The sequence below is a fragment of the Paenibacillus sp. FSL R7-0331 genome (genome assembly GCF_000758645.1).
Lineage (GTDB): Bacteria > Bacillota > Bacilli > Paenibacillales > Paenibacillaceae > Paenibacillus_AQ > Paenibacillus_AQ camerounensis.
In genome coordinates, this window is sequence record NZ_CP009284.1 from 456,172 (window position 1) to 470,836 (window position 14,665).

At 47.1% G+C, this 14,665-nt stretch carries 11 protein-coding genes, 1 tRNA gene, 1 pseudogene and 1 riboswitch; of the genes and pseudogenes, 5 read left to right on the forward strand and 8 right to left on the reverse strand.

Annotated elements, in window-relative coordinates; translation table 11 throughout:
• Positions 1-318 precede the first annotated feature (318 nt).
• A complete protein-coding gene (serS, locus tag R70331_RS01970) occupies positions 319-1,605 on the reverse strand; it encodes a serine--tRNA ligase (RefSeq protein WP_042172416.1) in 1,287 nt (428 codons plus the stop codon).
• A gap of 435 nt (positions 1,606-2,040) precedes the next feature.
• Between serS and ssuE the strand changes: the two genes are divergently transcribed.
• Positions 2,041-2,595, forward strand: coding sequence for an NADPH-dependent FMN reductase (gene ssuE / locus R70331_RS01980; protein WP_042172419.1), 555 nt, complete (start codon positions 2,041-2,043; stop codon positions 2,593-2,595).
• A gap of 458 nt (positions 2,596-3,053) precedes the next feature.
• Here the strand turns inward: ssuE and nrdG are convergent, their stop codons facing one another.
• Entirely contained in the window at positions 3,054-3,569 is a 516-nt protein-coding gene (nrdG, locus tag R70331_RS01985) for an anaerobic ribonucleoside-triphosphate reductase activating protein (RefSeq protein ID WP_042172420.1), read from the reverse strand.
• On the reverse strand, positions 3,566-5,551 hold the full coding sequence (locus R70331_RS01990) for an anaerobic ribonucleoside triphosphate reductase (RefSeq protein WP_042172422.1): 1,986 nt from the start codon (positions 5,549-5,551) through the stop codon (positions 3,566-3,568). Before R70331_RS01990 ends, nrdG begins: the two co-directional genes overlap by 4 nt.
• A 343-nt stretch (positions 5,552-5,894) precedes the next feature.
• Positions 5,895-6,124: riboswitch (cobalamin riboswitch) on the reverse strand.
• Between the two features lie 355 nt (positions 6,125-6,479).
• Between R70331_RS01990 and R70331_RS01995 the strand changes: the two genes are divergently transcribed.
• Positions 6,480-6,788, forward strand: a complete 309-nt coding sequence (locus R70331_RS01995; RefSeq protein WP_042172424.1) for an MTH1187 family thiamine-binding protein — start codon at positions 6,480-6,482, stop codon at positions 6,786-6,788.
• A gap of 89 nt (positions 6,789-6,877) precedes the next feature.
• Positions 6,878-6,949, forward strand: a tRNA-Thr gene (locus tag R70331_RS02000).
• Positions 6,950-7,043: 94 nt separating this feature from the next.
• On the opposite strand, the gene R70331_RS30915 is transcribed toward R70331_RS02000, so the two are convergent.
• Positions 7,044-7,337, reverse strand: a complete 294-nt coding sequence (locus R70331_RS30915; RefSeq protein WP_081947435.1) for a tyrosine-type recombinase/integrase — start codon at positions 7,335-7,337, stop codon at positions 7,044-7,046.
• Between the two features lie 447 nt (positions 7,338-7,784).
• Here R70331_RS30915 and R70331_RS02010 point away from each other — a divergent pair, with 447 nt between their 5' ends.
• Positions 7,785-8,222 (forward strand): hypothetical protein, encoded by a 438-nt coding sequence (locus tag R70331_RS02010; RefSeq protein WP_052418882.1) that lies wholly within the window; start codon positions 7,785-7,787, stop codon positions 8,220-8,222.
• 617 nt (positions 8,223-8,839) lie between these two features.
• Here the strand turns inward: R70331_RS02010 and R70331_RS02015 are convergent.
• Complete coding sequence (locus R70331_RS02015) at positions 8,840-9,883, reverse strand: IS630 family transposase (protein ID WP_156131059.1); 1,044 nt, start codon at positions 9,881-9,883, stop codon at positions 8,840-8,842.
• 241 nt (positions 9,884-10,124) lie between these two features.
• Between R70331_RS02015 and R70331_RS02020 the strand changes: the two are divergent.
• Positions 10,125-10,877 (forward strand): annotated as a pseudogene (locus R70331_RS02020) (transposase); the annotation flags it as partial.
• A gap of 471 nt (positions 10,878-11,348) precedes the next feature.
• Here R70331_RS02020 and R70331_RS02025 read toward each other — a convergent pair.
• The 3 genes from R70331_RS02025 to R70331_RS02040 all read right to left on the reverse strand — a co-directional run bounded on the left by R70331_RS02025 (position 11,349) and on the right by R70331_RS02040 (position 14,606).
• Positions 11,349-12,236 carry a hypothetical protein gene (locus tag R70331_RS02025; protein ID WP_156131060.1) on the reverse strand — a complete coding sequence of 296 codons (888 nt, stop codon included), beginning with the start codon at positions 12,234-12,236 and terminating at the stop codon, positions 11,349-11,351.
• 729 nt (positions 12,237-12,965) lie between these two features.
• Complete coding sequence (locus tag R70331_RS30240) at positions 12,966-13,967, reverse strand: VanZ family protein (protein ID WP_052418883.1); 1,002 nt, start codon at positions 13,965-13,967, stop codon at positions 12,966-12,968.
• Between the two features lie 90 nt (positions 13,968-14,057).
• A complete protein-coding gene (locus R70331_RS02040; protein WP_231576388.1) occupies positions 14,058-14,606 on the reverse strand; it encodes a TetR/AcrR family transcriptional regulator in 549 nt (182 codons plus the stop codon).
• Between the last annotated feature and the right edge of the window lie 59 nt (positions 14,607-14,665).

Consider the following 14,665-nt stretch of genomic DNA (forward strand, 5'->3'; position numbering starts at 1 on the left):
AAACACAGGGAAATCTAGTGATAATCCATAAACAATCAAGCAGGTTCCTAGCCTGCTGTAAATAAAATCAAAGATTATGTAAAACTAATGTTAGCTGTGCGTGAAATATATGTAAAAGTGAAGAGGGGGCAGTTAAAAGGAGAAAAAAGCGGGAAGCAGAAAAGCAGCAGGGAAACGTCACGGTGAACGTTCTCTGCTGCTTTTCATCGAGGCAACCGAAGTAAATGTGTTATGCGAATGCTTCTATTAGAAGGCTATAAATAGAAGGCTATAAAGGGTAAGGCTATAAGCAGCTCATTAAGTTTGCCGTGAACGACTTTATGCCTGCCGTACTTCCAGCCGTTCCAGCCCGTTCATATACTTCCGCAGCGCCACCGGAATATAGACCGACCCGTCCTCCTGCTGGTGGTTCTCCAGCAGCGGTATAAGTATCCGCGGCGTGGCCACTGCGGTATTGTTCAGCGTATGGCAGTATTGCAGCCGGCCGTGCTCGTCACGGTAGCGGATGTTCGAGCGCCGGGCCTGGAATTCATGCAGGTTCGAGGCTGAGTGGGTCTCGCCGAAGGCATCCCGGCTGGGCATCCAGGTCTCCACATCATATTGCTTATGCGTCTTCAGCGACATGTCGCCGCTGCAGACCGCAACGATGCGGTAAGGCAGCTCCAGCAGCTGCAGGATATGCTCTGCATTGGCCAGAATCTCCTGCAGCATCTGCTCCGAGTCTTCCGGGTTATTGCGGCAGAATACAACCTGCTCAATCTTCGAGAACTGGTGCACCCGGTACAGGCCGCGCACATCGCGTCCCGCCGAGCCGACCTCGCGGCGGAAGCAGGCCGACATTCCGGCCAGCCGCAGGGGTTCGTCCAGCTCCACGATCTCATCGCTGTACAGCGAGACCAGCGATACCTCCGAAGTGCCGGCGAGCCAGCGGTTTTCCCCGTTCAGCTCGTAGGTCTGATCCCGTCCGCCGGGGAAAAACCCCGTCCGCTCCAGCGCCTCCGGACGGACAAGTACCGGCACATCCATCGCCATGAAGCCGCGCTGCCCCAGTACATCCAGTGCCAGCCGCTGTACGGCGAGATGGAGATCGAGCCCCGCGCCCTTCAGTACATAGCTGCGCGGGCCGCCGGCTTTGACGCCGCGCGGGATGTCGAGGATGCCGTGCAGCTCGCCAAGCTCCACATGATCGCGCGGGGCGAAGCCGAACTCCGGCAGCGTTCCGCTGCGCTGGAGCTCAACATTCTCGCTGTCGTCCTTACCAATTGGCGTGTCGGCCGATACGGGATTGGGGACGAGCAGCTGCAGTTCACCGCAGCGGCGCTCGGCCTCTGCCAGATCGGCCTCCAGCGTGCCGAGCAAGGCATTAAGCGCCCGTACCTGCTCCTTGGCCTGCTCACCGGCGACAGGATCACCCTGGCGCAGCAGCTGTTCGATCTCCTTGGTCAGCGTGTTGCGTTCCGCACGATGCTGCTCGGTATCGCGGCGCAGCACCCGCCGTTTGCCGTCCCATTCCAGCAGCTCATCCAGTGGGAAATCGACTCTTTTCCACAGTGCCGTATTTCTCACAAGCTCTTGATTTTCCTTGATCCAGTTCATGTCCAGCATACCGCATTCGCTCCTTTTGTCTTAAAAAAATGCAAAAAACGCCCTCATCCATGGGACGAGGAGCGTCAGCTCGCGGTGCCACCCAGGTTGACCGAACTTGCAGAAATACAGGCTTGCAGGAGGTTCGGTCCTCTTTGGTCTTCGCGGTAACGGGCGAAACCCGGTGAACTTAGGGAACAAGGAAAATGCTCCGGTCGCAGACGCCTCACGGTTGGATGCCGGTCATTGGCAGGGTTGCAATATAGGTTTGCCGCTCATTATATCCCAACAAGCCGGCATGCGCAAGCAATGGAATGAAAAACGGGCTTATCAACGCATATTTTGAGGTTTGACAATATTCCGTCCTTTTTGATAGGATTATTTATAATTTAAAGTATTTTAGACCGCGCTGAGCGGCATATTCTCTTAATTAACAATAGCGGAAGAGGTGTAAATGTGGCCAAAATAGTTGTAATTAACGGAACGCCATCCCTGGTATCGCGGATTAACGCGGTTATCGAATACGCAGAGGCGGACCTGCACGGGCGCGGTTTTGAAGTAGAACGGATTAATGTAGCCGAGCTTCCGGCAGAGGACCTGATTCATACCAAGTTCGAGAGCGAAGCTATTGTAAAAGCTAACGGGCTCGTAGCAGAGGCTGATGCCGTAATTGTTGTAAGTCCGGTATATAAAGCTTCCTATACAGGCGTGCTGAAAACCTTCCTTGATCTGGTTCCGCAAAAGGGCCTTGCCGGCAAAATCGTGCTGCCGCTCTTCATGGGCGGCAGCCTGGCGCATCTGCTGGCGATCGACTATTCGCTGAAGCCTGTACTGTCTGTGCTGGGTGCACGGCATATTCTGGGCGGCGTGTATGCCGTCGATTCCCAGGCCGTGCGCAACGACCAGGGAGTTGTCGAGCTGGCTGACGAGCTTAAGCTGCGCCTGAACAGCGTGCTGGAGGAGCTGGCGGAAGAGACTGCGGCGAAGGCTGCGCGTAAAGCTGCAGAGTAACCCTTACGCTTAGCTGGCAGGAGATAGCTCAACAATCATAAAAGCCCCGTGCTGCCGGAGATCCGGTGGTACGGGGCTTAAATATATGTAGTGCGGGACAGAGCCGAGAGAGGTGAATACGGCTTTTCCAGGCGGTGAATTTGGATGCGCCGATCAACCTAAGTGGAATTTCTCCATTTAATTCTTGGGCCAACCGCAGGATTGAAAGGTTAGTGGGAAAAACTCCACTTAAATGTAGCGTATTTGCCACCAATAGGAGATTTGATCCGAAATAGATGGAGTTTTTCCAACTAATCCTAGTAAATTATATAAAATGATTGATTTAAATGGAGAAAATCAACCTAATCTCTTAATTCCTTAACCAGGTCTACCCGTTCCGGCAGAATGTTCACAACCTGTAACCGATTACCTATCACCTATAGCCTGCAATCCCTGATGGCTCTGCTAACAACAATAGATCAAAGCACCGCCGGCTGCCAATCGACAACCCCGCTGCCGGTCAGACTGGCCGGTATATCAATAATCCGCTGGTTGCTGCTGCCCCGGTAGGGAAGCGTGGTGTCCTTGAGCTCTTCAACGAACCGGCCGTCAATTACCACCTGGCACATGGCCAGCAGGTTCCATTCCGGTGAGCCCGGCACAGCGGTCAGCTCTTCGTACGTGTAGCCGGTATAAACCCATACCGGGAAGTCCGGCAGCACGGCACGAAGCTCATGGAGGAAGCCGCAGGCCTCATCCGCCGAGAAAAAAGGATCGCCGCCTGCCAGCGTCAGCCCGTCCAGCAGCGGATTGGCAGCCATTTCGGCAATAATCTCGCGTTGCCGCTCCAGCGTGAAGGGCTCGCCGAAATTGAAGTTCCAGGTCTTTGGATTGAAGCAGCCGGGACAGCGGTGGCGGCAGCCGCTTATAAAGATAACCGCCCGCATGCCTTCCCCTTCATTTATAGACTCCGGATAGTAACCGCAGATATTCATAGGTGCTTGATGCGGTCTCTCACTTCAGCCTGCTTGGCGGCATTGAAGCGGGTCTGGTAGTCGCCGGTCAGATATCCGGTTACCCGGCGCAGCCGGCGGATATGCACGTCATGCTCATGGGCGTCGCAGGAAGGGCAGTTCGTGCCGATAACCCCTTCATAGCCGCAGCCGGAGCAACGGTCAATCGGGTGGTTGATGCTGAAATAGCTGATCTGCTGCTCGAGCGCGTACTTAATGATTTTTACAAAAGCCGCCGGATTGCTCCGCGCATTACCGTTCAGCTCTACATAGGAGATTGCGCCGGCGTTGCAGTATTCATGGAACGGGGCTTCCAGACTGATCTTCTGGGCTGCGCCAAGCTCATGATATACAGGGATGTGGAACGAGTTCGTATAATACTCACGGTCTGTTACGCCCGGAATCGAGCCCAGTACCTTGCGGTCCACCTTGGTGAACTTGCCGGACAGGCCTTCAGCCGGTGTAGCAAACAGCGTAATATTCAGATCCAGCTCTTCGCTCTTACGGTCGCAGTATTCCCGCATGTGTCGGACGATGGCCACTGCTTTGGCGTGAACCTCCATGTCCTCGCCGTGGTGCTTGCCGTACATTGCCTTCATGCATTCTGCCATCCCGATGAAGCCGAGGGAGAGGCTGCCGTGCTTGAGCAGATCGCCCACAATATCCTCGGGAGCGAGTGCCTCGCCGCCTTCCCATACGCCCTCACGCATCATAAAGTCAGAGGCTTTGGCCTTCTGGGCTGCCTGGATACGGAAACGGTGCAGCAGGCCTTCCAGCGCAATATCCATATAGTGGTTGAGGTCATCGTAAAAGCCTTCTTCATCAGCCGCCAGCCGGCGTCCTGTAACAGTGCCGTGGGCAAGCCCGAGACGGACCAGGTTCAATGTGTTAAAGGACAGGTTGCCTTTGCCGGAGCAGTGATTGCGTCCAAAACGGTCGCCGAGCACACGTGTGCGGCAGCCCATTGTTGCGAATTCCGTATCCGGATCAGACGGATCATAATACTGCAGATTGAGCGGCGCATCCAGGTTGGCAAAGTTCGGATACAGTCTGCGCGCCGAGCATTCAGCCGCCTTCAGGAACAGTTCATAGTTCGGATCGCCCTGCTGCTGGTTAACACCCTGCTTGCATTTGAAAATCTGAATCGGGAATACCGGCGTCTCACCGCTGCCCAGGCCGTTCATCGTTGCGGTCAGGAGGGAGCTGATAACCAGCTGTCCTTCCGGTGAAGTGCAGGTACCATAGTTAATGCTTGTAAAAGGAATCTGTCCGCCCGAACGGCTGGACATTGTATTCAGGTTATGAATCATGCTCTCAGCAGCCTGCAGAGTTTCGCTCTCAGTCTCTTTCTGTGCGAAGCGGAAGGAGCGCGGATACTGCTCAGCCAGATCACTGCGGCTCATCGTGATGTCGCCGGCAATTTCACTTGCTTCGCCCTCTTCAAAGTAGCCGAGGCCCTTGCGGAACAGCTTGGCGAAGGATTTGGTCACATAAGGCGCGAGATCAAAATCAAGCTTGTTGGCCGATACGCCGCCATACTGGGCGTTCTGCTGAGACTGGAAAATAATCGCCACCAGCGACATTGCCGTCATAATCGAGTTCGGCGGGCGGACACTGCCGTTGCCGGTGTTGAAGCCTTCACGCAGCAGCCGTTCGAACGGAATAAAGATACAGTTGGTTGTTCCGATAGCGTATTGGTCCAGATCGTGGACATATACCACATTATCAAGAGTGGCCTGTACGAGCTGCGGCGGCATAGTGAAATTGCGGGCGTACCACTTGGAATATTCACTGCCGAATTTACTCATTTTACCGGAAAAGCTTTCCCCGTTCAGGTTGGCGTTCTCACGCAGCATATCCAGATCGGCGCTGTCAATAATATCCCGGCCTAAATGTATTAATTCATTCAGAAGAACCTCCTGTGCAGCTTGTCCGCTATTGTACCGTTTCTCCAGCAGCGTCATATGTAACTCTCTCCTCTCGGTATGGTTGTCCATTAAATCTATTTCATCCATAATCTGTTGTTGTCTGTCTGATCCCAGTAAAAAGGCACCTCCCGCCTTAAAGGCGGAAAATGCCCGGATGCGTTGTAAATACCCGGATGAGCGGATATTTGCCAGTGGTCTGGGTGTAAAGAGACAAGGGCATGAGGTCACCCTCTTGTCTTAAGCAGAAGCCGATACCTGAGGGCAATAGGGACTATCGTCCTCAGGTATCGGCAGCCTGATGTCCCTGTTATCAGGGGAGGCTGATTCTGCTGCTGCAGGCCGCATTCGGGCACCTCTCCTGTTCCTCGCAGGGGTACATAACGGTGCCCGGAAACAGGCAGGTCTCCTGGCTCCTGGTGCACCCAGAGGCTCCTTCCCGGGGGCTTGTCCGCCCTCCAGTGGCCTATGCCAAGGATGTGCCTGACAGGGAGTGTTCTCCCGGCCGGCATCCGGTTACAGTGGCGGGACCGCTGCGGATTTGCACCGCGCTTCCCTATTAAGCTCCTACTCTCTTAACAAGAGTAAAGCACCTGCTTCCACTATATTTGGTTGATGTTATTAAAAATACCCCAATATATTGTGTTTGTAAACCATTTTTTACAAAGCCGCGCGGGGAGCGGCTTCCGCCCGCTTACTCACAGCTGATCCACAACTAGTCCACAGGTAATCCACAGCCAAAGCCTGATATGAGGGGAAGAGGATTCATAAATTGTCCGAAAAGCTGCCACAAAGACTCCATAAATTTAGTGATTCTGACACTAGATTTATAGAAGGAAGCTTGTGAACGGTATGGGGCTTATATAGATGAAGAATGATGAATTTTTTGTGGCTAAATTTGTGGGGGAAGAGCGGAGTTGCTACAATGAAGGTGGTTTAAGAAATGAATCTCAGGAGGAATCTAACGATGGCAATCGGCGAAGTTACAGTCATTCCGATCGGCACAGGCAGCACCAGCCTTAGCAGCTATGTAGCTGATATGCAGCGTGTGCTGCAGACGGTGGAGGGGATTACGTTTGAGCTGACCTCCATGGGAACGATTATCGAGGGCCCGGTATCCAGGATTTTGGCGGCTGTAGAGGCGCTGCATGAGTCTCCGTTCAATGCCGGAGCACAGCGCGTATCAACGGCGCTCAAGATCGACGACCGCCGTGACAAGCCCTCCACGAGCCGCAGCAAGCTGCAGTCGGTCGAGAGCAAGCTGCAGGAAGAGTAGAGCCTTGGGTAACAGTATAAAAGGGTATTGGCGATTTTGACCAAAAGATGTATAATATTTTTGTTTCTGACGGGTATCTCAAGCTTCAGGCTGGTGTAGCTCAGGGGTAGAGCAACGCACTCGTAATGCGTAGGCCGGGGGTTCAATTCCCTTCACCAGCATGTTTACGAATCCAATCATGGCGCGGTTTCCGGGGTTTTCGGAGGCCGCGCCTTTTTTCATTATATCGCCTGTCTTCTACCATTCTTTTACCCTTTAGTTGAGTAAAGTGGGATTTTCGGTCGTTATCGCGACTTCTTTACGTGTTCCAAAGATGGAATCCCTGATACCTCGGAGCAATGCTTCCTGCAGATTGGGGAGAATATGTGAATAAGTATCCAGTGTGATATTTATTGATGAATGGCCTAATCTTTCCTGAACTATTTTTGGATGTACACCCGCTTTAAGGAGCAGGGTTGCATGAGTATGCCTTAGATCATGGAAGCGAATTTTAGGGAATGTAGGGTGCCCCTTCCTTATCTTATTGAGTATCCGGTAAAAGTATCTCATCAGAAGACGAGGGCCCACTTGAGTTCCAACGCTTGTCTGAACGATGAGACCAGAACCTTATAAAACTCGTTATTCGGAATTTCTTTGGCACGAATTTCTTTTTGCCTTATCAGTAGGTGCACCGTATCCTCGAATAATGCAACAGGACGTTCACTACCGTCACTCTCAGTGTTGTCCAATGAATAACCATCCTCATCCAGTGTGTATGCAGTGCGAACGGATATGAGGTCTCTAGGATGGATGCTAATTTGGTTTATGTTATTTTTATGTAAAATGTGGTGTAAACATCCAATATGCTGCAAAAATGCCCTTCACTACTAAGTAGTCAGCGGTATGGTGTTTTAGTTTTAGAAATTTAAAGTTGGTACATTACATAAAATGGAGAAGGTATTATATTAGAAATATATGGATTGTTACATATACAAATATGATTAAAGGGATGGTAAAATGTACACCTTTGCTGCAATAATTGATTCAAAGCTTAGATTTGGAACTTCCAATTTCATTACTTTAAACATTTATGAGGAGGAAAGTGCGAGGTTTAGAGGAGCGTTGTTAGCACTATTTGGAGCCCCCCTTTATAAGACGACAGATATAGATGATGCATATTGTTATATAATCCAAGTCACGGATGGAGCATTAAATAATTGGATATTTACCGCCTATGAGGGACCAAGTGGGCCGGCCATTGGCTACAAAGGAATACCAGATAAGAAAGTTGAACTTGCTGCGAATGCGCTCTTAGACGAATTAGATAAAATAGTCCCTCACGATTTTGTAGAGAAACTTATGGGTGAAGACTTTGGAACCACCGTAATTTATGGTTGTAAAGACGGGCAATGCTTTTATAAAGAATCAGGTGTTTCTGCATTAGTAGAGATTTAGAATTAGATGGAAGTTTATGAATAACCAATATAAAGTCCTTGGAGTGATACAGACTTCTTGGCGGCAGCCTTAGCTCAGTACAAAGTTTCAGTTTGGTTTCGGCTTGATCCTAATCCAATCGGGCATCTAATAGATTATGGTGGAATCGTCTTAGGATATACACCGGATTCAATCAAGATTGCCGGTGGACGATTCTTCCGGGAGAAATTTGAATTTAGAACATATATAAAATAACCCATCGATCATTTTGCCCGATGGGTTATTTTATGTGCAATTTGAACAATATTATTGATCTTAAGGTTTGCGTCTCCAGTGTACAATAGTTTGAATAATTACAGAAAGAACAAGCACTAATAAGAGCACATTGGTAAAAAATAATGTTGAATTCAAGTTATTTAGACTTTTAGTAGTCTCGTTGTTAATATGAACTATTGTTGAATTGAGATTGCTTACTTGACTCCCAACATTATTTATCGGTTGAACTAAATCGTCTGAATTCACTCTTTATTCCTCCATTCAAATTTTTTTATATCTAATTATGTGCTTATATTTTTTTTCACATTATTTTTCGCATACAACATTTTTATTTAATGGTATATAGATTGAACTAAAAATCTTTACGCCCGAACCAGTAGCCGATCAATCAATTCAAGAGGACTCTCATTGACTCGTTTCATGAAAGCTGCGACATGAGTACGGATGACGTAAAACTTATGAAAAAAGACATTGTTTACGACATCTTGTTTTAGCCATTTCCACAATCCTTCGACAGGATTAAGTTCAGGGCTGTACTTGGGTAGAAAAACAAGCTGAAGTCTTGGATTTTCTCGCAGGAACGGCTGAATTGCATCCGCATGATGAGTGCGGGCATTGTCTAACACCATGACAAGTTTGCCTTTCGAGTAGTTCTCTAGAATATCTACTAAAAATCGCTGGAAGGCGGCTGTATCAAACTTTTCCTCTTCTCGATGGGTCACGTGGCCCGTCTCGTAGTCGATAGCAGCAAACAGTTTTGCTCCTTTATGCTCGCCATGAGTTAGAATTTTGCGTTGTTGTCCTTTGGGAAACCAGTTGTACTGCAAAGCCAAATAGGCTCTTATCATGGATTCATCTTCAAATAAAAGATGGTCGATTTCTCCTTGGTTTAATTGCTCTTTGAGCTCCGGTAAAGTGACCTCGCGAAATTGTTTCTGTTCCTCTTTGTTGGCTCGTACCAGAGTGTAGGTAGCTTTTGTGTAGCTAAAGCCAAGCCGATTTAGCATTTTAGAGATCCCTTTTAGGGTATAGTTCTCACCGAACTCGCGAAGAATCCATGCACGTATGATTCTTAACGTCCAAGTGTATTTCGCTTCAAATCCAACATCTACCGGTCTTTGCTTGGCAATGGTTTCTTTCAACCGCTCTTCTTGTTTGTCAGAAAGTTTTCGGATACCTCCGGGATACTCACCAAATTCAAGACCTTCTAGTCCCTGCTTGCGATAAGCGTTGCAATACCCGCTAATAGCAGGAAATGACCTACCCAAAATGTTTGCAATTTCGGTTAAAGTCCGGCCTTCCAAATGCAGCCGGACAGCCAAATATCTTTCGTACATGCGTGTGCTTTCCGTTTCTTTCATCGCCATTGTCAGCTTTTCGATCTCTTCTTCATGTGTCACTTTGATCCCCGCCCTTTTCGGTTCATTACTATCTTTTACCCAATTAGGCGGTTCTCAATTTTATGAGTTCAATCTATATAGTATTTACTTTGTCATTTGGTAATTAAACAATTCATAGGATAAACCCGCAGGGCTTATACGAGGCCATTGAAAAAGTCAGCTCTCACGAAAGAAAGGTACAACCTCCTCCAACATTTGGAGGAGGTTGTACCTTTTTTAACGAATAACGAAAGGCGGGTGGAAACGTATGATTCGGCAACAACAAACCTTGGTTTTGAGCCCATACGCGGCACTGTATGACATTGTTGCACCGCAGGATAATATGCTTCGACAAATTAATGAAATGGTGGCCTTTACTTTCATATTCGAGGAACTCCAAGATAAGTACTGCCTGGATAACGGCCGCAATGCGATCGATCCCATCCGCATGTTCAAATACTTGTTGCTCAAAGCCATTTTTAAGTTGTCTGACGTGGATATTGTTGAGTGTTCTCGATACGACCTGTCTTTCAAGTTCTTTGTGGATATGGCGCCAGAAGATCCGGTCATTGAATCAAGCTCGCTGACTAAATTTCGAAAACTGCGCCTAAAAGATATGAATCTGCTGGATCTGCTCATCAGCAAGACGGTGACATTGACCGTGGAAAAGGATATTTTGAAAAGCACTTCCATCATCGTGGACGCAACCCATACGAAAGCACACTATGACCAAAAGTCGCCTCGGGAAATTCTGCAGGATCGTGCCCGTAAGCTGAGAAAAGCCGTCTATGCAACGGATGAATCGCTAAAAACCCGTATGCCGGCTAAGAATGAGAACGATGTGCTGGGGGACGAAATTGCTTACTGCAATAAACTCATCTCATTCATCGAAACGCAATCGTGAGTCGCACAAGTGCCAAGGATTACGGAACCGTTGAATCTGCTTAAAGAGACCGTTGAAGATGACGTAGAACAACTGCGCATCTCGCAGGATCAAGATGCGCGTGTCGTTACAAAATCGAAGCCAAGAATAGTGAACTAAAACACCGGCACGGGTATGATGTAGCCACATCCTCGTGTCTGCTTGGTATGCAGTTACAAGGTGCAATGGCCATATTCGCGGTGAATCTAAAACGTATATTGAAAATTGTAGAGTAGGAAACTTGGAGCAATACAATTAGATAGGTGTAAAAATGAAGACATCCACTCCAATATTTGGTATCGGATGTCTTCATTCTCAACTGAACTTGCAAGTAGAGCCAAAAACAGAGGTTCTTCAGTGGCCTCGCTTATTTTTGGCGGGTCTTTTGCTCTTGTGTAATCCAGGTATTCTCATCGTCGTTTATGCCTCTAGTCGCTTGCCATCAATAACCTACGTCTCTCTATTAGGCGAGAGAATAACGGTGCATTAAAATCATTAATTAAGAAGAGAAAAAGCAGTGAAAGTTTATCTCACTGCTTTTATCCTAGTTATTATAATATTTATTTAGAACTAATAGGCTTTAATAATAAAACTGTTTTCCCATTCCCATAAATCACCAACAAATGTGCTGATTGTGAGACTTAAAACTCCAATGTTAATACTAGGGGTTATTAAGGTCCATGGGTGTGTATATTTGGTTGACCATTTACCAGTAGTATTTACATTTGTAACCGGTATTCTTACAATGTCTGCCATATATCCCTTGGATTCACTAAAAACGCCTGTCGGTTGAGTGAATGAGCCTATCCTCCCTGAGACGGTACCTCCAGTACTAAACTCTAGGGTTTTATTACCCCAGGAATTTATAACGTACCAGCTGTAAGCGCCACTATGTCCAACACTAGTAGTGTGTGACTGCCAAGCATGTGCTATTTTATCGGTGAATTTTTGAGAGACACTTTGATTAAAGGACCAGTTGTCCTCGTATGCGTAAGTGAACTCTGCTGCATTAGGCGATTTCCCCATATACATCAAAGAACTGTATCCATTAAATGAGCCAGACCCATCTGATCCCATCGCAAATGGTGTTACATTATTGCTTTTATCGGATTCCAAATTGAGTTTTTTCATTTCTGTTTGTTTTAATTCCTCAATTTTTTCCTTATTAAAATCAGTCACCAAGTGCTTTTTTCCATCCGAAGTTTGAAAATATCTCTTTAGATTAGAAGTTTCTACATCAACCGAAATTCCACCTTGAGAGACGAGAAACTCTTTTTGACTGCGAAGCATATCATTAATGCGCTCTTCACTGATATTCATCTGTAGCAAAATACTATTCAACTGATCATCAGTAAGATTCTGCGAATTTTCGACTGGAACAACTCTTCCATCTACCCGCTTCTCGATTATAACGTTAGTATCAAGTTTTATTGTTTTATCGATTTGATCTTCTTTCAATTCTATATTATTTGCATTAGCAACCGGGGAGACTAGAATCAATGAAAAGATTGTTAACCCTAAAGTTTTGAAAAGTTTAATAATGATTCACTCCTGAATTTTATTTGGAAAACTATGATATAATATTTGGTAATCGCCTTCTTTTTGAATTATTTGGTATATTGTAAATGGAGGTAATGATGAAAAGTAATAAAAAGATTATCTTAATATTTATTCTTATTATTATGTCTATAACTTACTATTTTTTTGTGTTTTCAAGCATTGGTTCTTTTGGAAGAATAGAAAGGAAAATATCTACGGACAATCATTTTTATATTGAAGTTCAATTTGAAGATGGCTCATTTAGAGATATTAGTGTACCTGAAATCGTCTGGCCTTTTTTAAAGGAAAAAAGATCGTATTTTATGGACTATAGATATAATTTCCTACGCAAATATTACTTAGTGAAAATTAAAGAGGAACAGATATAAAAGGTTTTAAAAGTAAAGATCAGTCTAAACTAACGGTGTCGTAAGAAATTTAACTAGCTGAAAGCTAGAAGCTAATTTAAATAGCATTTATATTGGCAAATAAAAAAGCCCCAGTATGGCTGGGGCTACAATGACTAATCTTCTAACCAATCTTCTAACGGCAACCCAAATCTAGAAACCTCTTTATCCCCTGTCTTCTACCCTTTATTCGAGTAAAGTGTTTTCTAGAGCCTTAACCTTCAAGCCCTTGCCCGCCGCCCTATCCTCCGCCAAGCAAACGATGAATTCGTGCCGCCAGCTTTTGACCGGCGTTGGCTTCCGTAAGCGTGAGATCCCAGAATACCGCATTGGTTCGAAGGTCGGCAGCAGCATTGAGGACGGAAATGGTCAGCTCCTGCTTGTCTCCAAGCGGTACATGGAAGGATAGCGGCTGATTCTCACCGGGTACGATATTCATATCTATGGAGTAAACCTCTTCTCCGTCGGTGCTGATAATAACGCGGCTGCTTCCGCTGCTTGCCGCATATATAACGTCGTCAGGGACGGTTACATTACCAGATAACTCCTTGAACTGTCCATCAAGGCGCAGTGAGAACTCATGGTTTCTTGGATTATCACGACTGTAAAGATTGATCGCCGGTTCAATCTGCTCCTGCGCTGCGGTGAAACCGTTGAGTCTTGATTCCCACCGCACTTCTCCATGCTCAAGGGGGAGTTGGTCCAGTGCCTTGATCTCACCGCGTCCATGATCCAGATAATGATTGAGACCACTCACAGCGGAGTAGACGGCCACAGTCAGGACTGCTCCGGAGAACAGGAGCTTGAGTAAACCTCTTGGCGTCGTACGGTCGCGGCGTATCAGCCGCTGAGCACCGTAGCCGACAGTCGCACCCAGCGTATTAATGACGATATCGTTAATATCGAACGCGCCCAGATACGTTACCATCTGGATCAGCTCAACCCCGGTAATGGCTGCTAAGAAGACCAAGAGGAACGGCAGGAACCGGCAGCGGATCAGTAGTGGAACCACTAGTCCGAATGGTACGAATGCCAGATAGTTCCCCAGGTTGAAGACCCACAGATTCGCATAACCTCCCTCCGGAAACCTCAGCGGAATCCCGTCAAATACCAAATCATACCGCAAGCCCGTCTCTGGCAGAGCCGATGAGCGGTTGAAGCCGGCAAATAAGAAAAATAGAGTAAGGCCTGTATATAGCCCAAATCCGATCCAAGCGGCAGTCCTCGGTTTCCCTTGAAACATGATGTATGACCTCTCTTTATCATTCAATTTAATATTGTCGCACCCGTAGTAATGTGCAGGCCGGGTTCAGTTCCCTTCATCAGCAGGTATTTATACAGGGAAGGTCACATGCGCCGATCCCAGCCTCGAAATCTGTGAGAACAAAATAGCCATCTCCGCCGGAGATAAGTCGAAATTCCGTTGAATCCAGAATTGCATTGTCCCCACATAGGCTGAAGCAAGATACGCAAATAAGTACTGTTGTTTCACGGGAATATCTGCGGGTTTGATCTGTTGATGATTTACGCGATAGGCATTAATAAACTGCTGATTAATCAGCTCTGTCATTTGAAGGGAAAGATTGGTGTCGCCCCCAAAGCCCAGGAATATCTTGAAAAAATGCTTATGCTCAAGGACATACTCGAATGGACGTACATAACCTGAGGGCGGGTCAATAAAGGGCTCTCTGGTTTCACGGGTGCCGCCAAGCTTCTTTATAATGCTCTCGTATTGTTCCAGAACCTCATTTTTATACTGCTCATAAAAATCATGAATGTCCTGATAGTGCAAATAAAAGGTCCCTCTGTTTAATCCGGCTGTTTCCGTCAGCTCTTTAACTGTAATGGCTTCAAGCGGTTTTTCTGACGCCAGATCAAGCATAACTTTTCTTAAAAGAGTCCGGGTCCTTAGAATCCGGCGGTCTGTTTTATCGTTCACTG

Bases quoted from the DNA above. Each gene is read 5' to 3' on its own strand.
- serS (WP_042172416.1), bottom strand. From the start codon at position 1,605: ATGCTGGACATGAACTGGATCAAGGAAAATCAAGAGCTTGTGAGAAAT.
- nrdG (WP_042172420.1), bottom strand. From the start codon at position 3,569: ATGAATATCTGCGGTTACTATCCGGAGTCTATAAATGAAGGGGAAGGC.
- R70331_RS01990 (WP_042172422.1), bottom strand. From the start codon at position 5,551: ATGACGCTGCTGGAGAAACGGTACAATAGCGGACAAGCTGCACAGGAG.
- R70331_RS01995 (WP_042172424.1), top strand. From the start codon at position 6,480: ATGGCAATCGGCGAAGTTACAGTCATTCCGATCGGCACAGGCAGCACC.
- R70331_RS30915 (WP_081947435.1), bottom strand. From the start codon at position 7,337: ATGAGATACTTTTACCGGATACTCAATAAGATAAGGAAGGGGCACCCT.
- R70331_RS02010 (WP_052418882.1), top strand. From the start codon at position 7,785: ATGTACACCTTTGCTGCAATAATTGATTCAAAGCTTAGATTTGGAACT.
- R70331_RS30240 (WP_052418883.1), bottom strand. From the start codon at position 13,967: ATGTTTCAAGGGAAACCGAGGACTGCCGCTTGGATCGGATTTGGGCTA.
- R70331_RS02040 (WP_231576388.1), bottom strand. From the start codon at position 14,606: ATGCTTGATCTGGCGTCAGAAAAACCGCTTGAAGCCATTACAGTTAAA.